Raw genomic sequence first — 25,691 nt, forward strand, 5'->3', positions numbered from 1 at the left:
TGTCGGCTATCAACCGGGCCGCAGCCATTGGCGGCCGTATTCCGGTGGATGATGAGACGGCGGGCTTGCTGAATTATGCGGCTGCCTGCTATGAGCAAAGCGGCGGCTTGTTTGATATTACTTCCGGTATTCTGCGGCGGGTCTGGGATTTTAAGCGGGGCGTCTTGCCCTCCGAAGGCCAGGTGCGGGATCTCCTGGATAAAGTCGGGTGGGATAAAGTGCGCTGGAAGCCCCCGCTGCTTGAATTTCCCTGTCCGGGTATGGAAATTGATTTTGGCGGCGTGGTCAAGGAATATGCTGTCGACCGGGCGGCGGCGTTATGCTGGAACGCCGGCATCCGGCATGGCGTCATAAATTTAGGCGGCGATATCAAGGTAATCGGGCCTCGCGCTGACGGCAGTCCCTGGCGGATAGGCATACGCCATCCGCGCGATAAAGAGGCTGTGCTGGAGACCATTTTACTGCGCGAAGGGGCGCTTGCCAGCAGCGGCGATTATGAACGCTGCATTATGCGGGACGGGGTTCGCTACGGGCATGTGCTAAGCCCTAAAACCGGCTGGCCGGTGCGCCATTTGGCCGCCGTCAGCGTGGTCGGCGATTTTTGCGTGGTGGCGGGCAGCGCCTCCACTATCGCCATGCTCAAGGAAGAGGGCGGGGAGGCCTGGTTAAAAGAAATGAATCTGCCTCATTTATGGGTGAATTCAAGAGGCGAAGCCGGCGGCTCTCTGGTTTCCCGCCCGGCCGGCGAAAAGATTTCATAAACATATCTTTTGTATCAAGCCAGAAACATTTATTACCTGAACCCGTAAGACTACTTTATAACAATAAAAATGACTAATCCTCTGAACGTCTTCGAGCGTGCCGGACTTTACCTGACTGTTTTTCTGACGGGCGCGTCAGTCATGCTGATAGAACTGCTGGGCACCCGGATGATTGCGCCTTTCTATGGAACCAGTCTTTATGTCTGGTCATCCCTGATTTCCGTAACCATGATTGCGCTTGCCATTGGCTATTTTGTCGGCGGCCGCTGGGCCGATCGCGCCCAGCGCACGGGTCTTTCTCTCATTATTGCGCTTGCCGCCTTATTGACGCTGCTGATTCCGGGCTTGACAAGAACCGTATTGCTGGCGACCGACCCGCTGGGCTTGCGCCTGGGCGCCTTTGCAAGCGCGTTTGTTTTATTCATGCCCAGTCTGACTATGCTGGGCATGGTGGGGCCTTTCGCCATTAAACTGTCAACTTCACGGCTGGACGGCATTGGCGCCGGAGCAGGCTCAATTTATGCCGTCAGCACGGTCGGGAGCGTAGTGGGGACCTTGCTGTTGGGGTTTTTTCTGTTTCCCGCCGCGGGCTCAAGGGAGATTTTAATCAGTCTCGCCGGTTTGCTTTTTTTGCTGGCGCTGGTTATTGCCGTCTATGAGAAAAGGCGGCTGGGGATGCCTGCGGCCCTGCTGCCCAATATCCTTTTGATAATAATTGGAGCAGGGCTATTGCCTAAAATTGTCAGCGCCGGCCATGCTTATACGGGCGGTAAAACATTTCAAATCCAGTCAGAACAGGAAAGTCTGTATGGCTGGGTGCGAGTAATTGATCAACCGTCACGCGACCTGCGTTTTCTCGCTTCGGATGCTTCCATGATTGGCGCGGCCAGTATTTCCACGGGTAAAAGCCGGCTTAGTTATCAGGAGATCGTAAATTTACTTCCCGCCTTGACTCCGAAAATGACGCGCGCCTTAATCATTGGCTTGGGAGCGGGACATATGGCAAAGGTGCTGCGCGATCGTTATGGGCTTGAAGTGGATACGTTGGAGATTGACCCGGCCGTAGCGAAGGCCGCCTCCGATTATTTTGGCTTTAGATCCGCAGGAAAAGATATAATCGGCGACGCGCGCTATGAGATCCGCCGCTTAAAAGGCAATTATGATCTGATCATCCATGATTGCTTTACCGGCGGCACCGAGCCGACGCACTTATTAACTGTTGAGGCCTTGGCCCAGTTGCAGAAACTGCTATCGGCTCAAGGCCTGCTTGCTCTCAATTTTGTGGCGTTCTCGCAAGGCGGGAAAAATGCCGCGCTGGCCTCCGTCTCCCGAACCCTAGAGCAGGTTTTTAAGTACCATTCCTTATTTATTTCCGAACCGGGGGAGGATTTTAATGATTTTGTCTTTCTTGCCGGCAGTCGGCCTATTGATCTCAAAGCCAAGCCGCTTCAGGCGGATCAGGCTGCATGGCTGCAAAACCGGGTATTAACCTTAGATAATGCTCACGGCGTTATTCTGACTGATAATTTTAATCCTCTGGAATATTTGCAGGTCAGAAAATCCGAGCATTATCGGCACGTTCTTGTTGACTGGTTCGGACATGATATTCTGGTGCGCTGAGTAGAAGGCTGGCAACACCTGTGTATTTGATATGCTTTTCTAAAGAGTAAAATTTATGGAATGTTCATTGCAGATATGAGCGAGTCCTAATTATTTTAATATTGAATTAATAAAAGCTGAAATATGCTCTATTTCCTCAATACAAACAGTATGCTCCATAAGATAATCGTGCCATTCTACGCTATATCCCATAGCTGCCAAGGTATCAGATGTTTTTTTACCGTATTCAATGGCTACTATTGAATCCAGGATGCCATTGGCCATAAAAATGGGTGTGGCATAATTGGCGGTGGGGCGTTGGATTTTTAATTGCTCCAGTGTAGGTAAATAAGTGGACAAAGCAATGATGCCGGCCAATTTATACGGATATCTTAAGCCTGCATGTAGGGCTACAGTTCCACCTTGAGAGAAGCCGGCGAGTAAAATATTTTCAGGCGGAATGCCGTGATCAATTTCTTGTTGAATAAGTTGATCAATCAATCCTGTCGACTGGTAAATCCCTGCAATATCGACTTTGTGTTCGGTTCCCAGTTCCAGGATATCGAACCAGGCGCGCATTTTCTTTCCCCCATTTATGGTTATGGGCTGAATGGGAGCATTGGGAAAAATAAAATGGATATTCGGTTCTGTTATTAAATGCAGTTTGGGAACAATGTCTTCAAAATCGTGCCCATCCGCACCCAAGCCATGCAACCAGATAATAGAATACTGGTGAGTTGAGGTAGGCTTTATTTCGTATGTACTGAGTTCGGAATGCATAGGTATCTTCCAGGACATTTAGTGTTAATCAAATCGCCTTGCCGGTTTCAGGCCTCGGCCAAAAGGCCAGGGAACGCCTTTAAGCAGACCTCGTCCCTCATTCCCAAAGGCATGTTTCCTTATTGCTTAGGACCAAAAATTGCCATTATATTTTGGCAATTCCGGATCCATTATATCCCATGGTTGAGCATCAATAACCCACATGTCTTTTTGCGGCTTAAATATGCTGGGGTCATCAAGGGTTGCCGCCGCCACGGGTCTTATATTGGTAAAGGTATTATTTCTACCAAATAAAGCTGTTCCGCACTCAGGACAAAAAGCCCGATAAAGAGTGTTGCCGCTTGCCGCAAGGGTCGCAAACTCCTTATAGTTACCGCTTATTGCAAGAGCTGAAGCAGGTACGAACATTATTGCCAGGTAGGGTGCTCCAGTCGCCTTTTGGCAGGTTCTGCAATGGCAGTTGACGCTGGCTACGGGTTCGGCTGAAATTTCATATCTGACTGAACCACACAGACATCCACCACTAACCGGAAGTTTCATATTCTCTCCATATCCAGGTTAAATGATAAAACTTAACTGTCGAAAATAAGCAGGATCTAATTTTAACAGACTAAATTGAATCTTAAACCACACGCAGTTGAGTAAATAATTCATTATAAGCCCATGAAGGATGAAAAATAGAAGAGTTATATTATTAAAACTTTCGCTATTCGCCAGAATAAGCCGTAATTCTGGGTTATCCAATTCAGCTTTTAAATAGTTGGAAAACAAATTCTTCCTGATTTGGTAAAGGGTAGTTTTTAATATTTTGGCCTTTACTTTCAAGGAAACCCAAGCATGGTAGCAACAGGCAAGACGGTTACGCTGTGGCCCCGCTTTCCGGAATTGGCGCTTTTCAGATCCTGTTAGCTGTTTGATTTCGCGATGGAACTGCTCGGCTTGCCACAGCGCACGTCATTCGCTTTTTGAGCGACCTGCAGGGTCAAACTGTCATTAAGTTCATAGTTTGAACAGTTTGATTTTGAACGGCACTTTCTTCAGTTTGACAACCGCGCCGTGTTGGAGCCCTTTAGGCACCCAGTTGATGACTTCCACATAGAGATAGCCTTCTTCCTTGCTAAGGCTCACCAAGCGGTTTCTTTTTAGAAATTATAAAAGGCTAGCTTGAGGAATTGACTAACTTCAAGTTTTCCCAAGCCTCATACCGGTTGTAGAACAGCACTGTCCTTGCACGAATGCCTTTGTCCGTGCCGGCATTAACCAGAATCTCGCTGAAATGGTCGTTTTAGTCTTGCCGTCGGCGGTGTTCTCATAAAGCCGGTAGTCCAGTGGATGATGTTCCGAACCTTCACTGGGCAGCCGGATCACAAGGCCAACTCCACGCACCCAGCAGCCTTCTGCACCCCCGTATTGCTTCTTGACCAGTTTATCCGAATTCGAGTACTGCTTATTTTGAACGCTATTATCGTTAATCGGTAAAAAAGCTTCAGTAATTTTGAGCAGGCCTTGGACTAATAATTAAACCTGGTGTGGCCTGATCAGGTATTCTATATACCTTTGCTTCGTCATCATATCTGCATAACATACATTATTTTTTTAGGGCAGCGAAAGTCCTAATTATCCCTAGCTGAATAGTAATGGCAAAGTAGGTATAAGTTTATGGCTAAAGCGGACAGTTAATAAGTAAGCCGGCTTTAAATGCAAAATACTAAGGCTTGCGTATAGTTGCAGAATTTGGCGACTAGGTTATCTCAGGAGGGTGGTAGGATAAAGAAAATAAAGCCTTTTTTAGGTATCCGCTTAAAAACTAATACCTTCTTTTTGGACAGCAGAGTAGATTTTGAAATATCGTTTTAATGCCTTAAAAATCGATAAATCCATCAATACTTCGATTTCTTTGACTTTTTTTGCCCGGGGAAGCTTTAGGTTTTAAAATTATTACCAGTACTTTTATCGAAATCCATAGTATCGTTATAATTACTAGGGGAACTGCATTGTCTAAAAGTAACTTCCACAGATAATGAAAACTCACTATTGTATATACTAGATTTGACGGTTCTTTATCGGCCAGTTCGTCCTTGACTAAATTATCCCTGCTGGCGGTTAAAGACAAATTTTTTGACATCGGATGGGCTAATTGTTTCAAATTCCCATTTATTGCGTACGGATCAATTTCAAGAAAATTAATAAGCGATAAAGTGTCGTCGTCTAAATATTTACTTATCGAAATAGTAGTCCATACATCGACCTTATTCCAGACCGTATTAATATTTTTAAAAGCCATTTTCATATTGCCCCAGGCTACAGCATTCTCATTTAACTCTGCATTACTACTTCCTTCATATTGCAATATAAAGCCAAAAAAACCGGACTCATTTGGCGAGCTCAGGTAAAGTTCCGGAAAATCTAATTGATCTGGTTTCGCTGCTAGTTTATTTTTTGCCGGTATGGATTTGAATTGTATATTTTGTTCAGATTCAAGATTTATCCAATAGCTATTTCTAATGTAGCTGTCATTCAATTTTGCCATTGATGACGGTTTGCTTTTAGCTTCAATAGAATTGAATTCATTGTGCTTGTCACTGTTTTCCATAGAAAAATCCGTGACAGAAGCTGCTTTGGAAATTAATGAAATTCCAAGAATTAGAGCTAGAATTATTGCTTTATGAATCACTTTAACAGCAGTCGTAAAAGCATAAGAATTTATTTTTATAGCGGCATTGTTCATTGATCTGTCATTTATAAGAAAGCTAGAATTTAATTCTTTAATTTAAATTGTAATTAGATTAAATAAATACTCGTGATAAGTGCCAAGCTGATGCATTACTCTTCTGAACAAAATGATTGGCCGCATTAGTAGTCAGGTTATGAAATGGGCTTTATTCCCGATTTATGGATTTATTATTTATGTTGTTATATAGCTAGAAACTTCCTAAAGTGATGGTTAAAATATAGTAAAGGATGGTTGTCGACCCTGAATTAAAATGCTGTGTATTACCTTTTCTAAGTATATTTATTAAGCACTCATTATTTACTAAACCGCCCTGAAGGGGACTACCTAATCAACTGCATTTAAAAGTTTAAAATACTCAACCTTCTTTAATTTATTTCTTCTTGCTTTAACTCCCAGGCATCGCTTATGTGCAGACCTAGATGACCCAATATAAGTCAAGCGCTGAAAAAGTACCGTTAAGAATAATGCCGCCGAGGTTACTTTTTGGTTTTATACATAAGAAAGAAATAGGTATTAAAAATTCATATATAACTTAAAGCATGAAACATACCATTTCTACGGAGTTTAAATAAATCATTTAATAACAAAAAGTTAAGTACTCCAATGATAGGAGGAGAATATTTGAATCATTAAGGAATTTAAAAATTGTAAAAAACGTTGACATCGAAATTCACTTAAAAAATAGACTCGCATGCATTCCTTGCCTGCATGTCCAGGCCCCGGCGCTATCACCTGTCTTCCTGCCCCAGAAGGCTGGCTGTATTCAGCCGTAGTGATTGATCTTTATTCCCGGCCCGTAGCGGGCGGGTCAATGGCCGAGCATAGGCGGGCTAAACGGGTGAACGACGCCTTATTGATGACCATTTGCAAGCGAAAGCCGGAGAAGGGACTGAGGCGGCCTACCGAGCGGGGCAGTCAACAGGCGCCGGAAAGTCATCGGGCCCTGTTAACGCAACATGGCATCCGGCAGAGCATGAGCCGTAAGGGCAATTGTTGGGATAACGCCGTTTCAGAAAGCTTCTTCCGTAGCTTGAAAACCAAACTGATAGCTAATCAAACCTATTAAACCCGAGCGGAGGCTAAACAGGCCGTGTTCGAATAGCTCGAAGTGTTCTGCAACCGCGAGCGACTTCATTCGGCCGACGGCTATGTGCCGCCGGTAGACTATGAATTGCCGCAAGCAGCTGCTTAACCATCTGTCCGGTAAAAGGTTGACACATCATCCAAGCATTTTATCGGCGCATGCTCGATATTGATACCCCCGCCGTTTCGAGACCGCATACGTAATAAAATTTCCTCAAGGCCATTCATATCGAGGTTCACACTAAAGTCACGGCCAGCATGGCGCCCCACAAGGCGCGGGGCTGAAAAGCGCAGAAGAATTTATCTCGGATAATCTATGAAATCGATCCCACCTATTTGGGCAAGCTCATCTAAAACTAAAGCGAATAAAGTTCCGCGAGGCGGCGGAAATTTTGTCCGCCAGGATGAGTAATCAGCGATTGGTGTAAAGAATTGTTTTTCGCTATAGATTTAATTTCAAATAGAGTGCTTGTTTAAAAACAAGAGGCCTTTTATGCATTGTCTAGTGGAAGAAATTGCTGCAAAAGTAGCGGTTTTACCTGAAAATCTGCAACAAGAAGTTTTGGATTTTGTTGAATTTGATAATTTTAAACAAAGGCAGTAGGCTGAAACAACTTTAGTAAGTGGGCAGGCTTTGGCAAAAGCTTGGAGTCGTCCCGAAGAGGGAGAGGCATGTGAGAAATTTCAGTAAGCGCTGTTGTTTTTGTAACTTTCCCTTTTTCAGATTTAAGTAAAACGAAGCTGAGACCGGATTTCGGGCTTGCGAATGCACAAAGAAAGCAGCTTCTTTAATAACTATAAAGATCATAAAACTATCGCCCGAATTCAAAAAATACGGCATGGTGATCATTAACATTTATAGCTCGTTCTTATGATCTTCGTGGTTTTTCATTCGGCATCCACCGTTTAGGCCAAAGCTTTATAGCGGCGTGACTCAAAGATGCAAAGAGTTTCTGCCGCATTGCGGTTATTTCACCAGCTCGCTGAATAAGCCGGGATGGAGTTAACTTCTGGTATCAAAATCATCTGTAATGTCGATATTTATCCCCGTGATTTAAAAGTGTCGAAGTGCCGCGATGCGAAGATGATCGGCGGTGGAACGCCTATGCAATGGAGGCGGAGGCATTGCTGAATCGTGACCGCTACCGGCGTAACGACGCCTTTTTATGGCAGTGCGGCCAAGCTACTCGGGTAGCGCCGGACAATATTTGTGGTTTTGTGCATGGCAAGGCAGGCCTTATTCAGCGCCGATGGCCGTAAAATCGGTTTTATCGGCTCGATGAACGAAACCCGCCTCAATTGGAAACATCATTAGGACATTCTTTCGGGAGACGATACCCCGTAAGGCGCGGCCTGGATTGAGCCGAATTCGATTATCTGTGGAATACGGCTAAGCCCTTACGGAAGCCGTTTGCAAGTAAATTCGCCGCCGCAGTTGCCGCCGTGAATTAAGTCTGGATGATGTTGCGGATGATGACAGCATCGCTCTGGCGCCTTTAATCGAGCCCCCGCAGTATCGGGAAGGTTTTTCACTGCAATCTTGGCAACTAGGCTTGGCGGCGAAGTGTTTAAAGCATTTTCGTGATTATAAATTCGTCAGGTTATTGCTGGCCAATGAAGTGGGTTTGGGTAAAACCTTATCGTTGGAACAGCGGCGCTGGCCTTGTGTTTGCTGAATGAAAAGAAAAAATGCCCCGCTAGCCGGTCATTAATTTTGTCGCGGCGATTTTATGCAGGCAATGGCTAACCGAACTGCTGGATAAGCTGGTTATTGCGGCGGCGCCGTAGCAGGCCACTAAAAGTGTATGGCTGGATAGCGACAATGCCCTATTTCTCCAGCGGGCACCGGGGATATCGCCGTCTGTCCGTTGCGCATCGGGTTAAAATTATTCACGGCCTCACTGCCTTGTTTGAAGGCTTGGCGGTGGTACCGATGAGCATTTTCGGGCAGCCTGCAAGGGGGCCATTGCCTTTGGCAAGGTGCTTGGGCAAAGGCGGAGGATTTATGAAAAATCTAATAAGCGGCAGATTTATTCCAGGCTAGCTGCCGGCCTCAATACCCCTACGGGATTGCTTGAAGGCCGCACTTTGGACGGGCAAAGTGGTGCCCTGGAAGAAGATATCGCTTTGCAAAGCGATGAAGAGCGCGCCGTTTTGCAATAGTTGCTGCATCGGCTGAAGCAAATTGAGACTGATCCAAAATACGAGGCCGTTTTGCATTATCGGGCCAACGAAGGCTGGCTTGAAAATGGGTGTCTTGTTTTCAGCCAGTATTACGGCACTGCACATTGGCTTGCCGGGCGCTGGCGACACGTTTTCCCGGAAGCTATCGGTTTATACACGGGAGCGGGACGCAGCAGATTATAACAAAAAGGCACTAGTGTCGGCATTGAGCGAGAAACGCTGAATGTCAGGGTGACTGAACCTGAAAGTCATATTATAGAGGCAACCGATGCAGCTTGTAAGGGTTTGAACTTGTAAACCTTGGGCGCTTTGATGAATGTTGATTTACCCTAGAATCCAATCTGGCTGGAACAGAGTAAGGGTTAAATTAAACGTTTCAGGCAATTGCGAGATAGTGTTGACATGCTCAATCTGGTGAACGAGCGGCTTTCCGAATGAAAGCATTATCACTACAATTTTTTCGGTTTCTTGCCCGATACGCTCAAGGATGACGGGACTAAGACATTGAGGCAGTTAATGGAAAAATGAATCCAGACATTAACGCACAAACGCGCGTCCGGTTTTGATCTGCGTTACTACGCTCATTTATCCCGATCCGATAAGAATCGGCGGGATGATTCTAGTGTACTATCGTAACGGGATTTTGGTACTTTAATGCTGTTTTCAGCATCACCGCAGTTCCACTTATAACTGAAGTACAGCTAATTATTTTTTAATCTACGAGAAAAATGGCATAAGGCTTAAGTTACAAACCCCTATGAGTAATGAGTCGTTCTGTTTAAGCAGCTGTTTTGCATCCCCTATAAACTAGTCAAAACGGCTTTAAAAATACTAGCTATTGTAGTCAATAATTTATTAAATTAACCCGTGCTCGGCAAACGAATACGGCTGGCCGTCGCCGATAATAAAATGATCCAGAACGCGGATATCGAATAAGGCCAAGGCCTGTTTGAGTTTTTCGGTGATTTGCTTGTCGGCCTGGCTGGGTTCAGCAATGCCGGATGGATGGTTGTGGGCGAAGATTACCGCCGCCGCATTCTGATAGAGAGCCTGTTTAACGACTTCCCTGGGATAAACACTGGCGCCGTCTATGGTGCCCCTGAATAATTCATCAAGCTGGATGACCCGGTGTTGATTATCCAAAAATAAACAGGCGAATACTTCATAGCTGTAACCCCGCAGTTGGGCGCTGAGATAGGCCCGGGTTGCATCCGGGCTGGTCAGCGCATCGCCGCGCTTAAGCACTTCCTTAAAATGGCGGCGGGCCATTTCCAGCACGGCCTGAAGCTGTGCATATTTGGCCTCGCCCAGGCCATTGCCCCGGCAAAAACGCTGCTGGTCGGCGTCCAGCAAAGCCTTCAGTGAGCCGAAATCCGTCAATAAATCGCGGGCCAGATCCACCGCCGATTTCCCTGGCGTACCGGTTCGGAGGAAAATGGCCAAAAGCTCCGCATCGGTTAAAGCGGTTGAGCCTCGTTGCAGCAGCTTTTCCCTGGGCCGGTCTTCGGCAGGCCAATCTTTAATAGCCATATTCATGACCTGAAATCGATTAAAATTTAAGCATAGAAGAGTTGTTTCAAACTTGCCATAATATTGTCTTTACATAATTTTCACCTGGACATTATCACTAATAATGAACGTTTTATTGGCTGTCAGCGGCGGCATTGCCGCGTACAAGTCGGCAGAATTAGTAAGACTATTGCGAAAACAAGGCGCTGCCGTGCGAGTGGTGATGACCCGGTCTGCCATGGAATTTGTCAGGCCGCTGACTTTTCAGGCGTTGTCCGGCAATCCCGTGCACAGCGAATTGCTGGATGCGGATGAAGAAAATGCCATGGGCCATATCACTCTGGCGCGCTGGGCCGATCTAATGATTATCGCTCCGGCAACGGCTAATATTATTGCAAAATGCAGCCACGGCTTGACGGATGATCTGTTGACCACCCTTTACCTGGCCGCTACCTGTCCCGTTTACATAGCGCCTGCCATGAATCAGGCCATGTGGAATAAGGCGGTAACCCAGGAAAATATTCAGAAACTCAAAAGCTACGGCGTTACTGTTATAGGCCCCGGACAGGGCGATCAGGCCTGCGGTGAAACCGGATTTGGCAGAATGTCGGAGCCTGTGGAGATTAGTCAGAGATTATTAGGCAAACCCATAGCACAGTGCCTGCAAGGTCTGAAAGTTTTAATCAGCGCCGGGCCGACCCGCGAGCCTTTAGATCCGGTACGGTACCTCACTAATCGCAGTTCCGGAAAAATGGGTTACGCGCTTGCCGGCGCGGCATTGAATGCAGGTGCGCAGGTAACGCTGGTGAGCGGGCCGGTGCAGCTTGCAGCGCCCCTTAATATTGAAGTTATCGGGGTGGAAACCGCGGCGCAAATGTATGCGGCCGTTATTTCCAAAGCCCCGGAATATGACATATACATTGGCGCGGCGGCAGTTGCGGATTACAGCCCTGCAGCCGCGCAATCGGAGAAAATAAAAAAACAGGCAGAACAGATTGCCCTTACCTTGCAAAAAACCAGGGATATTCTGGCGGAGGTCGCGCAATTGGAACATCGGCCGTTTACGGTCGGATTCGCCGCCGAAACCCATAACCTGGAGCAGTATGCGCAAGATAAACTGGCGAGAAAAAACCTGGATATGATCGCTGCCAACTGGGTTGGCCGTGATCTGGGCGGCTTTGAGAGCGACCAAAATGCATTGCAGGTTTTCTGGGAAAACGGCCGGAGCACATTGGCGATGACAGACAAAAATCAGCTGTCGGCGCAGCTAATCAGTTTGATTGCAGAAAGATTGTATGAAAAAAGGCAGCTTAAAACTTAATTTCTAGCCTTTGATTTTATTTATCTTTCCCGTTTTAGAGGCTATCGCGTAGCGATGATAATAAGAAGAATAAGATATAATATATTTTTAAATTTAAACTGGCATATGAAAATTAATTTGGCATATGAAAAGATTAATCGAAACTAAAGTAATCAATCCTTTACTCGAAAAATACGGCATGCCTGAATACAAGACGAAAGGATCGGCAGGAGTCGATCTGGTTGCCTGTATTGAAGAAGCAGTAGTCATTCGGGGGGGCGAAAATACCCTTATTGGCACTGGGCTGGCGCTGGATATTCAGGATCCCGGCCTCGTAGCAGTGGTGGCAAGCCGCAGCGGTCTGTGCCTGAACAGTCAAATTCGGGTAGGGCAGGGCATGGGTATTGTCGATTCCGACTATCACGGTGAAATAGGGGTTATTTTACATAATGACGGAGCGAATGACTATATCGTTCAGCCAGGAGAAAGAGTTGCCCAGTTATTGTTTATGCCGGTAGTTCAAGTAGAGTTCAAACGGGTTTCCGATTTTACTACGGTTACGGACCGGGGCAACGATGGATTTGGATCTACCGGCAAATCCTAACACTAAGTTTATTTTCACCTGTTGTTATCAGGCATAAAAATTTACTGCTAATTAGAGGGGTTGATAGTTTCAATTTTGCTTCGCCTGCTGATTCATCAATTCGCAATCCCTATCACATCACTTTAATACAATGTAATAAGAGCGAACCGAAGCCGCCCATTAATTTGGGCTATGAGGAACAGGTTCTTGGCGTAAACCGGCGCCGCGGAAATACGGCCTTTATTAATATCGATGAGCAAATTGCTCAATGGTTTTAGTGCCGCTGGCGCTATCAGGGACGCTTGAACAGAGTGAAGTGTATGCGGAAAGCGCACCGGTGTCTGCTTCTTTCAAGCCGCTGTAATAGGCTTGCTGAGAAGATATAAAAGATGGGACAACTTTTCTCCTTGCTGTCAGCGGTCGCTATTTTGATGAACCTGACTGCCGGTGTGGGTCTACTTAGTGTCTCAGGCTCTGGTCACACAAGCGAAGCAGGATTCAGCCCCCGCTATTGCATATGTGTTGCTCTAACGCTGTCGGAACAAGTATACCTGCTCAGCCGGCTGCTGGATAAAATGGCGCAAGATCCATAAGTGTTAACGGCCGTTACCGGTACAGACCCGGTTTTGTTAACAGCCGCCGCAAATCTTGAAAACATTGACCGGCAGAGCTTTGCAAAATGATACAGGCCGCGGCTGTAAAAGACGGCTATCTGGAGTTAAGTCAGGAACAACGGGTATTATTAGGAATTTCAGGCGGAAAACTTGATATGAAGCAGAGAGGCAACTTACAAGTTATCGGGCCCCAGATCGACCGGGAGCTGGACTACCAATATGCTGCTGGCCCCGATTGCGGGGACTTTTTACTGAGTCCAGGTCTTATTATTGTTTCGCCGCTGATTACCGTGCTGGCGTTTTTTGTTGGCTACCGTAGGCTTTCAGAGTTTCTGACACAGCATTTGAGCAGTAGCATGAAAGCCTTTACAGACATGCTGCTTCATAAGCTGCAAGGCAATCATCGCGTCAATATAAATGAAATGAACGGGGTTATTTACCCCCTGATGCAAATTATACGGGTTTTGAATAATGTGGGTAATGAAACTATATAGTGAGCGATAATGACAATTTTGAACTGGACGGTTTTTTTGACGGGTCTGCGGATTATGAAAAAGCAGTCTGGTAAAGTGGCAAATCCTGCAAAAAATAACCTTATTGAGCCTGAGATAATAGACAAGGCTGTGCCAGAAATTCCTGAAATAAAAGGCAGCGTAAAGGCCGCCGATGAAAAAGCCGCCATTTTCAGGGCCTATGATATACGTGGTATAGCCGGTAAAACGCTGACTGCGGACGTGGTTTATGATATCGGGCGCGCACTGGGGACCAGCGCTAAAGAGCATGGCTGTAAAACAGTCGCGATCGGTCGGGACGGCAGAATCTCCAGTCCTGCTCTGGCGGATGCCTTGGCTAAAGGCCTGGTTTCTACGGGACAAAACGTAGTGGATATCGGCATGGCGCCTACACCTGTGCTTTATTTTGTGGCCCAGCATACCGAAGGCCGCTCCGGAATAATGATTACCGGCAGCCATAATCCTGCTGAATATAATGGGCTGAAAATGGTGATCAACGGAGAAACCCTGGCCGGAGAAAGAATTCAGCAGCTTAGGCAATGCATTGATAAACAGGCTTTCGCTACCGGCGAAACCGGGTCTATCGAACAGAATGGCCGGTTCATTAATGAATATATAGGCACCATTTCCGAAGATATTCGCATTGCCAGGCCGATGCTGGTAGTGCTGGATTGCGGCAACGGCGTAGCCGGCGAACTGGGGCCGGTTTTGCTGAAAACATTAGGTGGTGAAGTTGTAGAGTTATTCTGTGATATTGATGGTACCTTCCCTAATCACCATCCCGATCCAAGCAAGCCAGAAAATCTGGTCGAATTGACCGCGGCGGTTAAACATTACCAGGCAGACCTGGGCATAGCTTTTGATGGGGATGGCGACCGCCTGGGGGTTATCGATTCAAACGGCAAAATTATCTGGCCCGACCGGCAAATGATGTTGTTTGCAAAAGACGTGCTGGCAAACAGGCCCGGCGCAGAGATTATTTATGATATGAAATGCAGCCGGCATCTGGCCGAGCAGATAAAAAAATACGGCGGCAGGCCTTTGATGTGGAAAACCGGGCATTCCTTTATGAAGGCAAAACTTAAAGAAACCGGAGCCAGGCTGGCGGGTGAAATGAGCGGGCATATTTTCTTTAATGATCGCTGGTTTGGTTTCGATGACGCTTTGTATTCAGCCGCACGCCTGATTGAAATACTTTCGAGAGATACCCGTAGCAGCGCGGAAGTTTTTGCTGACTTCCCCGACAGTATCAATACGCCCGAATTGAATGTTGCGCTGGCAGAAGGTGAAAACTTTACTTTCATGGAAAGACTGTTTGCCGCGGCGGATTTTAAAGAAGGCAAAATTACCACTCTTGACGGGCTGCGGGTTGACTTCCCGCAGGGCTGGGGTTTGGTGCGCGCATCCAATACAGCACCGGAGCTGGCCATTCGATTTGAGGCCGATTCAAAAGACGCCTTGAGTGATATTCAGGCACAATTCAGAAGCCTGATGAAGAAAATCAAAGCCGATATCAGGCTGCCTTTTTAATAAACAGGTTGCGGGTGAATGCGAACAATTTACCTGCCAATGCCATGAAATAAAAGACAATTGTAGCTTTAGCACAGGAAAGCCCGAAAATGATTCAAAAAAGAACCGCTTATCAAATAGCGGATGTACTGATTGAAGCTTTGCCGTATATCAAGCGCTTTAAAAATAAGACTGTAGTGGTTAAATTCGGCGGCAACGCAATGGTTGATGAAAAGCTTAAACACAGCTTTGCGCGCGATATTGTCCTGATGAAGCTGGTGGGACTACATCCGGTTGTGGTTCATGGCGGCGGGCCTCAAATCGGTCAATTGCTGGACAAGCTGGGTAAAACAACCGGTTTTGTTGATGGCATGCGGATTACCGATAGCGAGACTATGGATGTGGTCGAAATGGTGCTGGGCGGTCTCGTGAATAAGGAGATTGTGTCTTTAATCAATAGGCACGGCGGCAAGGCGGTAGGCCTGACCGGAAAAGACGGCGATTTTATCCGGGCTAAAAAAATCAGCCTGAAGAAGTCAACGCCCGATGCGGATGCTCAGGAAATTATAGACCTGGGTCATGTCGGGGAGGTCAGCAGTATCGACCCGGCAGTCGTGGATATGCTGGGACGCAGCGATTTTATTCCGGTGATCGCGCCGATTGGCATCGGCGACGACGGATTTTCCTATAACATTAATGCGGATCTCGTGGCCGGGAAAATTGCTGAAGTGCTAAAAGCCGAAAAATTGATTTTATTGACCAATACGGCCGGTATTCTGGATAAACAGAAAAATCTGCTGACCGGTCTGTCGCTCAGGGATATTGACGACCTGATCGAAGACGGCACCATATCCGACGGCATGATCCCGAAAACGCGCTGCGCTACGGATGCCTTGAAAGGCGGGGTGGCCAGCGTCCATATTATAGACGGCCGCGTCGAGCATGCCGTGCTGCTTGAACTGTTTACCGATCAGGGCGTGGGCACTTTACTGCTGAGCCGCTCTCGCTAAGGCATCATTAATATAAGGTCGGAAAGCTGACCTTATATCCTTCACTTTCTGGCTGGCGCATAATTCCTTGCCCTGCGCTGAATCACGGCAGCGGATATCGAGAAAAAGCTGGTAGTCATCCTCGTTAACGGCGATTTGGGATAGCGATAAGCTAAGATCCGTATCCCTGGCCGGCGGGCGGTTCATAATCAGCTTGCCGTTATAAATATGACCGTTGTGGTGGAATTGGCGTTGACGAAAACGCGGGCAATTTCCCACGCTTTGCTGCACTGGCGATCATTTTCGCAGTAAAACAGGCCTAGCTTATTGGCTTCCTTAATACTGGCTATTCTGGATTGCGGCTGAGATTTGATTCCGGATTGAGTCAGAAATGCAAACCGTTCAATATCAGCATTGTATTCCTCTTTGATTTGCTTCTGTTTGTCATGACTTGCGCTGATGGCATTGCGTGCCTGTTGAACCTGTGCTTGCGTTGACTGTATGTTAGCCAGCAGTTTCCCGGCATCTTTTGGCCGTTGCGTTCCAGGTTCGCCGCCTTCTTTTGTTGTTCTTCAAGCTGATTTTCAGGCGCTCCCGGTCATGCTCCATGACGTTTTTCTGGGCATCCACCGCTTGCAGCTTGACTTAAATAGCCGCCAGTAAATCTTCTTTGGAATGAAAGGTACTTAATAAAGCTTTATCAGGGATTTTTTGATTGACAATGATTTTTCCTGATCGCTGCGTAATTTCGCCAGCCGCTTTTCCAGCTCCATTTGTTCTTTGGTTTTTGCCTGTTCAGTGACTTCAAGAACCCGGCCCGTTTTGCTCAGGCAATCCCGGCGGTATCGGGAATGATCAGGCGGTATCTGATCCGAGAAAAAAGTATTGCCTGTTCATCTATTCACCGGTACATTTTTTTTGCAAAAGCAGTTGCAACATAAATGCGTGCTGGCATAGGTATAGGTATTCAATAAGATTTACTGGCTTGAGTTACAGAATAAAGATAGTAAAGATTTAATCCTATTGCTTGCTGACTCGGGTTTTAATTAAAGCCGATCAAGCTGTCCTAAGTAAATGCCATGTTATAGGGAAATATCAAACCGGAGAGGTTCGGGCAGAGATGGAAGGCGTTGCGGCAAGACAATAAGCACGCGTTTTTTCCGGCCTGATTCGCCTGCTACAAGAGTGGATGCGGCTTTGCTGACACAAATTCATCGGCTATAAACTTGAGCAGTTGCCGGTTTGCCTTGCCGTCTACGGCCGGGGCTTTAATTCCAAGTTTTAAGCGGTCGCCGTAAAGCCCGGACTCTTCATTTTTGCGGGCTTTAGGTTGAACAGGGAGATTTAAGGTCAAAACGCCCTGTTTACCGGTATACCCGCTCAACTGATCAGGCTGGCTAATTCATGCAGCGGCGGCAGAATGACCATTTTTGCCAATTGCAAAAGCAGCAGGGCAATTAAAGGCGACAAGTCTATGCCGCCCAGGTCGGGAATGAATTTACGGCAGATATTCAGCAGCGGCTCGGTCAGGCTGAATAAAATGGAGGAGGCAGGCTGAAAAGCGCCGGGATTTAGCCAGCTGAGTATGGCTCTGGCGAATACGGCGAAAATAAATATATTGATCAGCAAGGTTATCAATTGGGTGATCGATAAAATCGTCAATGCGCCTATGCCGATAGAAACGCCTTTCAGCAGCAATACCGAAAAGTCGGCAAGCATTTGCAGGGCGAGCACAAGAACCAGCGAAGAGGTGTCTATCTTGCCCATGGACGGCACATAGCGGCGCAAAATCCGTAACGGCGGATGCGTGACTTTAACGAGAAATTGCGAGATGGGATTGTAAAATTCCGCACTGCACCATTGCAGTAAAAAGCGCAGTACTACTGCCAGTATATACAGAGAAAACAGGGTATCGATTAAAAAAATGGCCGGGTCAGTCATATAGGTAGAAGTCATAAATTATTTTCCGTTTGCTTGGATATTTCAATAGAGCGGTTATGTGCTGCATGAATTGCTTTTGAAACCAGTTCGGTAAAGCCGCCTTGCTCAAAATTTTCAATGGCTGCTTGAGTGGTGCCGCCTGGAGAGGTAACGCGGCGGCGCAACTGTCCAGGCGACTCCGGCGATTCCAGGGCTATTTTAGCAGCGCCCAAGGCTGTTTGTTGAACCAGTAAGCGCGCTGTAACTTCGCTTAAGCCCAATTCCAGAGCGGCTTTCTCCATCGCTTCCATGAGCAGAAAGTAATACGCAGGGCCGCTGCCGGAAACGGCCGTGACCGCATCCAGTTCGCTTTCTTTTTCAACCCAGAGGGCAATGCCGACCGAGCGCAAAATATTTTCCGCCAGCGTACGCTGCTCAGCCGTTACCCGGTTATTGGCGAACATGGCCGTCGCCCCGGTTAATACCAGAGCCGGGGTATTGGGCATGCAGCGAACAATGGCAGTCTCGCGGCCTAGCCAGTGATCCAGGCTGTTTTGAGTAATGCCAGCGGCGATGGATACGACCAGCAGTTTTCTTTGCTGAATCGAGGCCGCCGCATTTATGGCTACGTCCCTGAGCGCCTGCGGCTTAACGGCCAGGACAATAACGTCAACCTGGTCAATAACCGCATCATTACTGGCCGAAGTATTAATGTTTAAAGTGGCTGCCAGGGTTTCGAGTATGTCCGGGTTGATATCCGCTACCCAAAGCTGTCCGGGTGAATGGCCGCTGGCTATCAATCCGCTGATCAGGCTGGTGGCCATGTTGCCGCCGCCGATAAAACCTATTTTAGTTGTTTTCATGGCTGGATGTGTTTGTGATGGTTGGAAATATTTTACCCTATATGAGGCCTGTTCAATAAATCACAAGACTTTTGGCATGACAAGCTGTGCTAAAGTAGGTCTTCAAACCGGTAAAATGCCAATGATCGAAACCATTTATATTGAAGAAGCTATCCTGCAGCACCCTCGTGTTGACACTATTACCGCCCGTTTTCCGCAGGCTCGAATAATCACCTGCAGCCGGTACGGTGAAGTTTTTAATCCCAAAGCACAAAATTTCCGGCTGCAAAAGCAAAAGCCGGCGTTAATACTGGCGGAAAAATATAAAAACTTTGCCCTGCCTGCGCCTTCAGGTTACGGCATCGGCGCCACAAGAAATTATTATTTTTCCCACATGCTCAACTGTTTGTACGATTGCCGGTATTGCTTTTTACAGGGCATGTACCAATCGGCCAATTATGTGCTGTTTGTCAATTACGAAGATTTTCAGGATGATATAGGGCAACTCTGTGCCAAATCGCCGGCTGAGGACATCCATTTTTTCTCCGGCTATGATTGCGACAGCCTGGCACTGGAGCCGGTAAGCGGATTTGCCGAACAGTTTTTACCGTTTTTTGAACAGCTTGCCAATGCCTGGCTGGAGCTAAGAACCAAAAGCACGCAGGTCAGAAGCTTGCTGAATCGAGAACCACTGCCCCGCTGCATTGTGGCGTTTAGCCTGAACCCGGATGAAATAGCGACAAAAACCGAGGCTAAAGCGCCGTCTATACCACGCCGTCTTGAAGCAATGGCTAAATTACAGGAACACGGCTGGCTGCTGGGCCTGCGTTTTGATCCAGTGATTTATCAGACGGGCTGCCAGGAGCAGTATCAGCGTTTATTTGAACAGGTCTTTTCCATGATTAATTTAAAACAGCTGCACTCGGTGAGTCTTGGCGTCTTCAGACTGCCCGAGAGCTACTTTAAAAAAGTCCATAAGCTTTACCCCGATGAAAAACTTTTTGCCGGCCCTTTAGCCAATCAGCAGGGAATGATTTCCTACAAGCAGGAACTGGAGCAGGAGATGATGCATTATTGCACTGAACAATTATTATCCTATATTCCTGAAGCCAAATTTTTCCCATGCGCGCCTTAAAGCGAACAGTGCTGGTCACAGGCGCCAGTTCCGGCATAGGGCGCGCCATTGCCGTACAGTTATTGCAGCAAGGGCATTATGTTATCGGGGCATCCCGGGATTGCCGCAAGTTTATACGGCAGCTCGACACCTTCAAGACGGTGCAGATGGATTTGAGCCGGTTACAGGAATTACCGCAAAAACTCCGCGAACTGGTACAAAGCTTCCCGGAAATTGATGCGGTGGTTTTTTCAGCCGGCATGGGCCGGTTTGCTTCACTGGAGGAGTTTTCCTACGCCCAGATTGAAGCCCTGATGTCAATAAATTTTACCAGTCAGGCCTTTCTGGCCAAGGCGCTGCTGCCATACTTAAAACGCAAAGCCCACAGCGACCTGATTTTTATCGGTTCCGAAGCCGCTTTAAAAGGCAGCCGCAAAGGCGCGGTCTATTGCGCTAGCAAATTTGCCTTGCGCGGTTTTACCCAGGCCTTGCGCGAAGAATGCAGCAACAGCAATATGCGGGTTTGTCTGATTAATCCCGGCATGGTCAAGACCGCATTTTTTGAGCACTTGTCCTTTGAGCCGGGGGACGAGGAAAGCAATTACATTTTGCCTGAGGATGTGGCAGAGGCGGTGTCCTATGTACTCAATTCACGCTCAAAAATGATGATAGATGAAATCAACCTGAGCCCTTTGAATAAAGTTGTCAAGTTTAAAAAGCCATGATTAAAAAATGGATTCAACGTGAATTCATATAATAAATGCCATTTCCAGCATTGAAATAATCAACTTTACTTTATATGTCAAATTTGATTTTATTTTAAAGGACTTAACTATGAACCCTAAAGTGATTACCGCCCATGTTCCAAGGGAACTTGCCGAAAGGGTTAATTTAGTAGCCGCTTGCTTGGCTGCATTGTAAAACAGGCGCTGGCTGCTTGGCTCAGACAACAAAAAAGAGCGCGGCGGCTGACGGTGGAAGCACTTGCAGATGTTGATGCAGGTCATGTCATTGATCACCAAACGGTGCAAGCGTGGGCCAAAAGCCTGGATACCGATAAACCGCTGCCGATTTCGCGCTAATGCAGTTGAAGTGGACTAGCAAAACGCAGTCTGATTTGGCCCGGCTTTATGAATTCTGGCCACGGTAAGCAAACAAGCGGCGGCTCGTGCAGTTTAATCGTAAATAAACGCACCCTCGCGGCTTTTGGAACTGCTCTGTGTTTGCAAAAAACTGGAAGAGTTCGAGCCGAGCGAGACTCGTCGTATCAGTACGAAATTTAGAAATCCTCTATCACTATATTGCGGCTGTGGCACGTGCGACGAACGGTAGCCATAACCGATGGGCCTTAATGCAGCGTAAGCGCCCCACCGTGCTATATAACCGGGGGTGTGAACGCTGGAGTTTAATCGGCTGAGCCCATAGAGCAGTTCATCACTGCTTCTATTGGCCCAGGCGGGAGTTTTTCAAGCCTGTCTTTCAGCTGAAGGCCTAGCGGAGCGCTGTAGCCAGTCGACATCGGCAGCCAATTGCCGCTGCGTCTGACTGAGCGCAAACCCTGTATTACTGACCTTGAATCAGCCCAAGCGCAGCCCTTCCCCGCAGCAGCTTAGGGTTGCCCAACCTGAATGCAGAGCCCGCCCAAGGCCAAGGACAGATGCAGCAGGGGGAATATTTGTTAAATGACACGGTTGGGCACTTACAATGCCACAAGCTGTAAAACTTCTCCAGAACGATTTATTTTCTTCTTATCCCAACTATTAGCTTATCAAGCTGAATAATTATGGGTAAAAGCGCTTCAATTTAATACCAGCATTATTCGTGGACAAGCGCCAGTCGATGGATTTACCGGCTTGGTCTCGGCATTTCCAAGCCTTCAGGCAGACGTGCCACCTAACGCTTCTTTATTTGCAGAGCTCTGAAGAGTTCTTACTGGAGTGATTCAATCCAGTAAGACACCCGTTTAGCCTCCTCATTTATCTGATAGGTAAACTGCTAGGTTGCTGGTTTTAACCCCAGTATGCTCTGCAAATTCAGCAGGGGCGTTTTTTACCCCATCCTGGATACTTGCTTTTAATTTCTGGTTCTTTTTGAGTTGCTTCTGATGGCTAACCCACGTAAGCTTTAGGTTCGCTCATGAAGCGAGAGTAATCATAAAAACAGGTTTCGTAGAGCTCCTCAATGCGGAATCAAATAAACAATAAACTGAGGTGTAATTTTTGGAGATATGATCTATGAATAGTCTAACCGCGCTCTCTTTAAGTATTGGTGTTCTGGCCGGATTGGCAACATTTTTAGCAGTAGGTCCTGCTAGCGGTATTTTTTTTATATGGGCGGCTACCATTGCCTGGGCGGCTTTTTTTGCTCTGGGCGGTAATAACGAAGCTTTAAAAAACACAATTATCTGCGGAATTTTCGGAGTTTTCATGGCCTGGTTAACAGCGATTCAGATTACCAATATTCCCTCAACAATATTTCTTGGCTTTCCGTTCTGGGCGGCTGTCGCGGTAACGGTTTCAGTGGTAGTTTTATGCTTTGCTGCAAATATTCCGCAGCTTTCGTCCATACCGGCTAGCGTACTGGGTTATTCAGCAACATTTGCCTATCTGTTGCAAACCCCTGACAAATTAAATAAAGAAGTCTTACTGAGCGTTGGCCTGAGCAATCCTCTGATTGTGATATCCCTCTCCCTCGTGATAGGCGCCTATTTTGGACTTTATTCAGCAAAATTAAGCGCCTTGTGGACTAAGGAAAGCTAAGTTAAAATAAATTACCGGATTTCCAAGCTATAAAACTGATCTTTAATAGATTACAGTAAAAGATTACAGTTGACCTCTGGCCGCCTGTCAGCATCCCTTTCAGCATGACTATTATTCTTCTGATACAGGCGGTCAGCGTTATATTTAAATGTTGACTATATGTCGGCTTGAAATCTCATAGAACGTTCATTAATTTGGTTTATCTTGTAAACGTTCCGGATTATCCATATCCCCGCTCGCCTCTCTGATAGCCCGCGCCAATTCGGCCCGCTGCTTATCCAGTACCAGCCATTCGATTTCGCGGCGCAAATAATCATCTTTATTTTTGGTTGCTTCAGCACGCAGTTCCAGTTCTTTCTGCTCTGCTTCCAGCTGCATTTCTTTCAAGCGCATTTGATGTCTTATTTTTTCCGCTTCCAATTTTTCCAGTAGCTTTTGATGATCTTGTTGATAAGCTTCCCGTTCTTTAATTTCAGCTTCAAGCTCAAGTTGTTTTAACCGTAGTTCCTGTTTTTTTGCCTCGTGCCATTTAAGCTGTTGGTTTTCATAAGCGCGGATTTCTGCATTCAGATCCCTTTCTTTCAAAATTGCCTCATGCTCAAGCTTGCGGTTGTGCATATCCTGTTCAATTTGCTGTTGTTTGGGCTGCTGATCCTTGTTGAATTGAATTTCTGCGTCCTGCTCTATGGCTTTTAAATGTTTTTCATGTTTGATTTTTTCCGCATATAAACGTTTTTCCACAGCATATTGTGCAATCAGCTGTTGCTGCTGGTCTTCCAGCAATCGCCTGGTATTTTCAGCGGCCAGCGCTTGTTTGTGCTGCTGTATTTCATTCTCCTGATTAACATCTTTCAAACGCTGCAAATCCAGTTCTTCCTTCTGGCGGAAAAGTTCCTGAGCCTGTTTTTCACGAAAATCAAAATTCTTTTGTAAAACGTTGAGATAAACTGATTCCCGAATGAATCGACTGTCAAGTTTTGAATTTTCGGAAAGCTCTTCAAAACCTGGATTCAATGAGCAGATAGTCCGGCATTGGATATGCTTTAATATCAACGTTTCATTGATAATAGTTTCAATTCCCCTCTCCACATCCGTGAGTCCTGTTTGAAGCCAGGCGCTATCTTTAAGATTGTGCAGTTCAGCATCAACAATATTCTTTATCAAGCGGTTATAATTTGATTTGATATGACTATTAATTTCCGGTAATTCCTCCCAGTTTCTTTGGACATAATTAAAAGTCGCCTGAAAATGAATATTCAATTCGGCCCGCATGGTACAAAATCCGCCATACAGCATAATTTTAAAGCTTAAGTTCCATTCTTCTATGGGTAATGAGTAAACGCTATGGAAAAAGCGCGGAATGAATTTTGCAGGGCGGAGGAAAAGTCTGCGATAAGGGCCCAAGCTGGAAATGACCACTTTTCTTTCCCCGTCAAACCCCGGATCCCAAACAGCTTGCCGGGAATCGGTCAAGTCAGAATTAAAGTCCGCTAACCAAGCATCCAGAGACGATTCACTGCTGCTCATGGGCCAGTGGATTGTTTTCAGAAGATGAAGCTGATTGGGATCGTGTTTTAATGGCTCTAAGCTTCGCTCCCATCCGATCTGCAATAAGGGGATATAGATTCGGAGCAAACTCCACTGATCTTTTATCGATTTTGCGCAGGAATCCGCGGCTCAAAAGAAAACCGACGGCGAACATTCGAGACCAGTCGGAATAACGCCTGGCACGTTCAATCTCGGATTTCTCAATCACCATTTCCAGTTCATCGTTTTCATTAATTCTAAATTCCGAAAATTGCCGCAGACATTCAAGGACTAATTCCTGCTCATGCTCGGATAAGGGGCCAGGCGCTGTAAATTCCAGACGATAAGAAAGCAAAACAGTAAAAAAATCAACCAATGCGGCGCAGGCGAAAGCAAACGGAGAAAATCCTGTCCACATGGAAAAGGAGGGAGTCAGGCCCTGGATAAACTGGCCGTAGGTCATGAGCACCGGCGCTTGGGGAATAGTATTTCCGACACTGGTCGCCAATTGATTGAACCTGAGCTGTACCTCCTGCAATCCGGCTACCACTAAAGGATAATTATTTTTAAGATCTGTTTCAAGATGATTCAGACTGGTTTGCAATTTTCGTATATCTTCATCCAGCAAGTGAAATCCCCGGTCAAGCTGGTCGAACTTATCCTTTTTGGTCTGATAGAGCTGGTTATAATGCTTCCAGAAATGCCCTTCCCCTACCAGATTTTTATAGGCTGCCGGCACATGGGGAAGCGTTCCGAAATAAGCTTGAGAAGCCTCCGCCGTCGCTTTCTCCAATTCGCTGTTTTGCTGCTTTAAAATACCGCTCCGGGCGAAAACAATTGCAGTCAGGTAATCATTCACCTCCTGGCGAACCTTATTTAATCGGCTAATATGAATATTTTCGCTTTGAGAAATTTCATAAAATCTGAAATATGAAAATGTGACTGATGCAGAGATAGCCACTACCAAAGATACTAATACGCTTAAATAGCGTAAGCGGTTAGCCCTCCAGTGCAGGGCTGCAATTTCCAGAGAACAGATCACAATAACCGACTGAACGGCAATCGTGATAGCCAGTGCGATCCATGGGATAATAAAATGCGACAAGCCGTAATAGGTAGTAAATCCTGCCGTCACACTGAGCATTAACACAATCGGAATCGACCATATTCTCAATATACCGACGAACAGCGTCTGGATTCTGTTGATTAAACTACCAAGTCCATCCTTATTGATTTGAAAAACGCTTTTTGTTTCCATCGCCTTTTTGGCTGTTATTATTTAGCGATTAACGTTCCAGATAAACCCGCGAAGAATTAATGCAAATAAGGGTTAATGATTTCCAAATGAAGTCTATGTAATAAAAAATAAAAA

Annotated in this window: 26 protein-coding genes and 1 pseudogene; 15 read left to right on the forward strand and 12 right to left on the reverse strand. The window is 46.5% G+C overall.

Annotated elements, in window-relative coordinates:
• Positions 1–761: FAD:protein FMN transferase (locus HUX64_RS08655; protein WP_174625835.1), on the forward strand; the 761-nt coding region annotated here is incomplete at its 5' end.
• 69 nt (positions 762–830) lie between these two features.
• On the forward strand, positions 831–2,381 hold the full coding sequence (locus tag HUX64_RS08660) for a fused MFS/spermidine synthase (RefSeq protein WP_174625836.1): 1,551 nt from the start codon (positions 831–833) through the stop codon (positions 2,379–2,381).
• Positions 2,382–2,471: 90 nt separating this feature from the next.
• Here the strand turns inward: HUX64_RS08660 and HUX64_RS08665 are convergent, their stop codons facing one another.
• The 4 genes from HUX64_RS08665 to HUX64_RS08680 form a co-directional block, all read right to left on the reverse strand.
• Positions 2,472–3,140, reverse strand: a complete 669-nt coding sequence (locus tag HUX64_RS08665; RefSeq protein WP_174625837.1) for an alpha/beta hydrolase — start codon at positions 3,138–3,140, stop codon at positions 2,472–2,474.
• A gap of 126 nt (positions 3,141–3,266) precedes the next feature.
• A complete protein-coding gene (locus HUX64_RS08670) occupies positions 3,267–3,680 on the reverse strand; it encodes a GFA family protein (protein ID WP_174625838.1) in 414 nt (137 codons plus the stop codon).
• Between the two features lie 459 nt (positions 3,681–4,139).
• On the reverse strand, positions 4,140–4,268 hold the full coding sequence (locus HUX64_RS20110) for a hypothetical protein (protein ID WP_281355262.1): 129 nt from the start codon (positions 4,266–4,268) through the stop codon (positions 4,140–4,142).
• 733 nt (positions 4,269–5,001) lie between these two features.
• Positions 5,002–5,868, reverse strand: coding sequence for a hypothetical protein (locus HUX64_RS08680; protein ID WP_174625840.1), 867 nt, complete (start codon positions 5,866–5,868; stop codon positions 5,002–5,004).
• 706 nt (positions 5,869–6,574) lie between these two features.
• Between HUX64_RS08680 and HUX64_RS08685 the strand changes: the two are divergent.
• The 4 genes and pseudogenes from HUX64_RS08685 (at position 6,575) to HUX64_RS19215 (ending at position 9,001) form a co-directional block, all read left to right on the forward strand.
• A pseudogene (locus HUX64_RS08685) lies at positions 6,575–7,066 on the forward strand (DDE-type integrase/transposase/recombinase).
• Between the two features lie 396 nt (positions 7,067–7,462).
• Entirely contained in the window at positions 7,463–7,561 is a 99-nt protein-coding gene (locus tag HUX64_RS08690; protein ID WP_174625842.1) for a DUF2281 domain-containing protein, read from the forward strand.
• A gap of 464 nt (positions 7,562–8,025) precedes the next feature.
• Positions 8,026–8,217, forward strand: coding sequence for a hypothetical protein (locus tag HUX64_RS19210; protein WP_217426477.1), 192 nt, complete (start codon positions 8,026–8,028; stop codon positions 8,215–8,217).
• A 562-nt stretch (positions 8,218–8,779) separates the two neighbouring features.
• A complete protein-coding gene (locus HUX64_RS19215; protein ID WP_217426478.1) occupies positions 8,780–9,001 on the forward strand; it encodes a hypothetical protein in 222 nt (73 codons plus the stop codon).
• Here HUX64_RS19215 and HUX64_RS19220 read toward each other — a convergent pair.
• Both HUX64_RS19220 and radC read right to left on the reverse strand, forming a co-directional pair.
• Complete coding sequence (locus tag HUX64_RS19220) at positions 8,998–9,177, reverse strand: hypothetical protein (RefSeq protein ID WP_217426479.1); 180 nt, start codon at positions 9,175–9,177, stop codon at positions 8,998–9,000. The two genes, HUX64_RS19215 and HUX64_RS19220, sit on opposite strands and share 4 nt — an antisense overlap.
• 819 nt (positions 9,178–9,996) lie before the next feature.
• A complete protein-coding gene (radC, locus tag HUX64_RS08700) occupies positions 9,997–10,671 on the reverse strand; it encodes a RadC family protein (protein WP_174625843.1) in 675 nt (224 codons plus the stop codon).
• Between the two features lie 103 nt (positions 10,672–10,774).
• Between radC and coaBC the strand changes: the two genes are divergently transcribed.
• From coaBC to argB, 5 genes are all read left to right on the forward strand, one after another.
• The gene (gene coaBC / locus HUX64_RS08705) at positions 10,775–11,971 is read left to right on the forward strand and encodes a bifunctional phosphopantothenoylcysteine decarboxylase/phosphopantothenate--cysteine ligase CoaBC (RefSeq protein WP_174625844.1); all 1,197 of its coding nucleotides are present in this window, start codon (positions 10,775–10,777) and stop codon (positions 11,969–11,971) included.
• A 124-nt stretch (positions 11,972–12,095) separates the two neighbouring features.
• Positions 12,096–12,554, forward strand: coding sequence for a dUTP diphosphatase (gene dut / locus HUX64_RS08710; RefSeq protein WP_174625845.1), 459 nt, complete (start codon positions 12,096–12,098; stop codon positions 12,552–12,554).
• Positions 12,555–13,212: 658 nt separating this feature from the next.
• The gene (locus HUX64_RS08715) at positions 13,213–13,641 is read left to right on the forward strand and encodes a hypothetical protein (RefSeq protein WP_174625846.1); all 429 of its coding nucleotides are present in this window, start codon (positions 13,213–13,215) and stop codon (positions 13,639–13,641) included.
• 9 nt (positions 13,642–13,650) lie between these two features.
• Positions 13,651–15,189 carry a phosphomannomutase/phosphoglucomutase gene (locus tag HUX64_RS08720; RefSeq protein ID WP_174625847.1) on the forward strand — a complete coding sequence of 513 codons (1,539 nt, stop codon included), beginning with the start codon at positions 13,651–13,653 and terminating at the stop codon, positions 15,187–15,189.
• Positions 15,190–15,278: 89 nt separating this feature from the next.
• On the forward strand, positions 15,279–16,178 hold the full coding sequence (argB, locus tag HUX64_RS08725) for an acetylglutamate kinase (RefSeq protein WP_174625848.1): 900 nt from the start codon (positions 15,279–15,281) through the stop codon (positions 16,176–16,178).
• On the opposite strand, the gene HUX64_RS19665 is transcribed toward argB, so the two are convergent.
• From HUX64_RS19665 to proC, 4 genes are all read right to left on the reverse strand, one after another.
• Positions 16,155–16,436 (reverse strand): hypothetical protein, encoded by a 282-nt coding sequence (locus HUX64_RS19665; RefSeq protein WP_246246967.1) that lies wholly within the window; start codon positions 16,434–16,436, stop codon positions 16,155–16,157. The genes argB and HUX64_RS19665 overlap by 24 nt on opposite strands.
• An 898-nt stretch (positions 16,437–17,334) precedes the next feature.
• Positions 17,335–17,541 (reverse strand): DUF167 family protein, encoded by a 207-nt coding sequence (locus tag HUX64_RS08735; RefSeq protein ID WP_246246968.1) that lies wholly within the window; start codon positions 17,539–17,541, stop codon positions 17,335–17,337.
• Positions 17,538–18,113, reverse strand: coding sequence for a YggT family protein (locus HUX64_RS08740; protein ID WP_174625849.1), 576 nt, complete (start codon positions 18,111–18,113; stop codon positions 17,538–17,540). Before HUX64_RS08740 ends, HUX64_RS08735 begins: the two co-directional genes overlap by 4 nt.
• The gene (gene proC, locus HUX64_RS08745) at positions 18,110–18,940 is read right to left on the reverse strand and encodes a pyrroline-5-carboxylate reductase (protein ID WP_174625850.1); all 831 of its coding nucleotides are present in this window, start codon (positions 18,938–18,940) and stop codon (positions 18,110–18,112) included. Before proC ends, HUX64_RS08740 begins: the two co-directional genes overlap by 4 nt.
• Positions 18,941–19,061: 121 nt before the next feature.
• On the opposite strand from proC, the gene HUX64_RS08750 reads away from it, so the two are divergent.
• The 4 genes from HUX64_RS08750 (at position 19,062) to HUX64_RS08765 (ending at position 22,792) form a co-directional block, all read left to right on the forward strand.
• On the forward strand, positions 19,062–20,054 hold the full coding sequence (locus HUX64_RS08750; RefSeq protein WP_174625851.1) for an SPL family radical SAM protein: 993 nt from the start codon (positions 19,062–19,064) through the stop codon (positions 20,052–20,054).
• On the forward strand, positions 20,042–20,758 hold the full coding sequence (locus HUX64_RS08755; RefSeq protein ID WP_174625852.1) for an SDR family oxidoreductase: 717 nt from the start codon (positions 20,042–20,044) through the stop codon (positions 20,756–20,758). Before HUX64_RS08750 ends, HUX64_RS08755 begins: the two co-directional genes overlap by 13 nt.
• A 177-nt stretch (positions 20,759–20,935) precedes the next feature.
• Positions 20,936–21,115 (forward strand): CopG family ribbon-helix-helix protein, encoded by a 180-nt coding sequence (locus HUX64_RS08760; RefSeq protein WP_246246969.1) that lies wholly within the window; start codon positions 20,936–20,938, stop codon positions 21,113–21,115.
• 1,152 nt (positions 21,116–22,267) lie between these two features.
• Positions 22,268–22,792, forward strand: a complete 525-nt coding sequence (locus tag HUX64_RS08765) for a DUF1097 domain-containing protein (protein ID WP_174625853.1) — start codon at positions 22,268–22,270, stop codon at positions 22,790–22,792.
• 189 nt (positions 22,793–22,981) lie between these two features.
• Here HUX64_RS08765 and HUX64_RS08770 read toward each other — a convergent pair whose 3' ends face one another.
• Entirely contained in the window at positions 22,982–24,319 is a 1,338-nt protein-coding gene (locus HUX64_RS08770; RefSeq protein ID WP_174625854.1) for a coiled-coil domain-containing protein, read from the reverse strand.
• Positions 24,306–25,577, reverse strand: a complete 1,272-nt coding sequence (locus HUX64_RS08775; RefSeq protein ID WP_174625855.1) for a hypothetical protein — start codon at positions 25,575–25,577, stop codon at positions 24,306–24,308. The genes HUX64_RS08770 and HUX64_RS08775 overlap by 14 nt, the downstream gene beginning before the upstream one ends.
• Positions 25,578–25,691 lie beyond the last annotated feature (114 nt).

This window comes from Candidatus Methylobacter favarea (assembly GCF_902806695.1).
Taxonomy (GTDB): domain Bacteria; phylum Pseudomonadota; class Gammaproteobacteria; order Methylococcales; family Methylomonadaceae; genus Methylobacter_B; species Methylobacter_B favarea.

Excerpts from the sequence above, each read along its gene's own strand:
- HUX64_RS08680 (WP_174625840.1), bottom strand. The coding sequence starts at position 5,868 with ATGAACAATGCCGCTATAAAAATAAATTCTTATGCTTTTACGACTGCT.
- HUX64_RS08770 (WP_174625854.1), bottom strand. The coding sequence starts at position 24,319 with ATGAGCAGCAGTGAATCGTCTCTGGATGCTTGGTTAGCGGACTTTAAT.
- argB (WP_174625848.1), top strand. The coding sequence starts at position 15,279 with ATGATTCAAAAAAGAACCGCTTATCAAATAGCGGATGTACTGATTGAA.
- HUX64_RS08715 (WP_174625846.1), top strand. The coding sequence starts at position 13,213 with ATGATACAGGCCGCGGCTGTAAAAGACGGCTATCTGGAGTTAAGTCAG.
- HUX64_RS08720 (WP_174625847.1), top strand. The coding sequence starts at position 13,651 with ATGACAATTTTGAACTGGACGGTTTTTTTGACGGGTCTGCGGATTATG.
- radC (WP_174625843.1), bottom strand. The coding sequence starts at position 10,671 with ATGGCTATTAAAGATTGGCCTGCCGAAGACCGGCCCAGGGAAAAGCTG.
- HUX64_RS08740 (WP_174625849.1), bottom strand. The coding sequence starts at position 18,113 with ATGACTTCTACCTATATGACTGACCCGGCCATTTTTTTAATCGATACC.
- HUX64_RS08750 (WP_174625851.1), top strand. The coding sequence starts at position 19,062 with ATGATCGAAACCATTTATATTGAAGAAGCTATCCTGCAGCACCCTCGT.
- HUX64_RS08670 (WP_174625838.1), bottom strand. The coding sequence starts at position 3,680 with ATGAAACTTCCGGTTAGTGGTGGATGTCTGTGTGGTTCAGTCAGATAT.
- dut (WP_174625845.1), top strand. The coding sequence starts at position 12,096 with ATGAAAAGATTAATCGAAACTAAAGTAATCAATCCTTTACTCGAAAAA.
- coaBC (WP_174625844.1), top strand. The coding sequence starts at position 10,775 with ATGAACGTTTTATTGGCTGTCAGCGGCGGCATTGCCGCGTACAAGTCG.
- HUX64_RS08775 (WP_174625855.1), bottom strand. The coding sequence starts at position 25,577 with ATGGAAACAAAAAGCGTTTTTCAAATCAATAAGGATGGACTTGGTAGT.
- HUX64_RS08660 (WP_174625836.1), top strand. The coding sequence starts at position 831 with ATGACTAATCCTCTGAACGTCTTCGAGCGTGCCGGACTTTACCTGACT.
- HUX64_RS19220 (WP_217426479.1), bottom strand. The coding sequence starts at position 9,177 with ATGCAAAACGGCCTCGTATTTTGGATCAGTCTCAATTTGCTTCAGCCG.
- HUX64_RS19215 (WP_217426478.1), top strand. The coding sequence starts at position 8,780 with ATGCCCTATTTCTCCAGCGGGCACCGGGGATATCGCCGTCTGTCCGTT.
- HUX64_RS08765 (WP_174625853.1), top strand. The coding sequence starts at position 22,268 with ATGAATAGTCTAACCGCGCTCTCTTTAAGTATTGGTGTTCTGGCCGGA.
- HUX64_RS08665 (WP_174625837.1), bottom strand. The coding sequence starts at position 3,140 with ATGCATTCCGAACTCAGTACATACGAAATAAAGCCTACCTCAACTCAC.
- HUX64_RS08755 (WP_174625852.1), top strand. The coding sequence starts at position 20,042 with ATGCGCGCCTTAAAGCGAACAGTGCTGGTCACAGGCGCCAGTTCCGGC.
- proC (WP_174625850.1), bottom strand. The coding sequence starts at position 18,940 with ATGAAAACAACTAAAATAGGTTTTATCGGCGGCGGCAACATGGCCACC.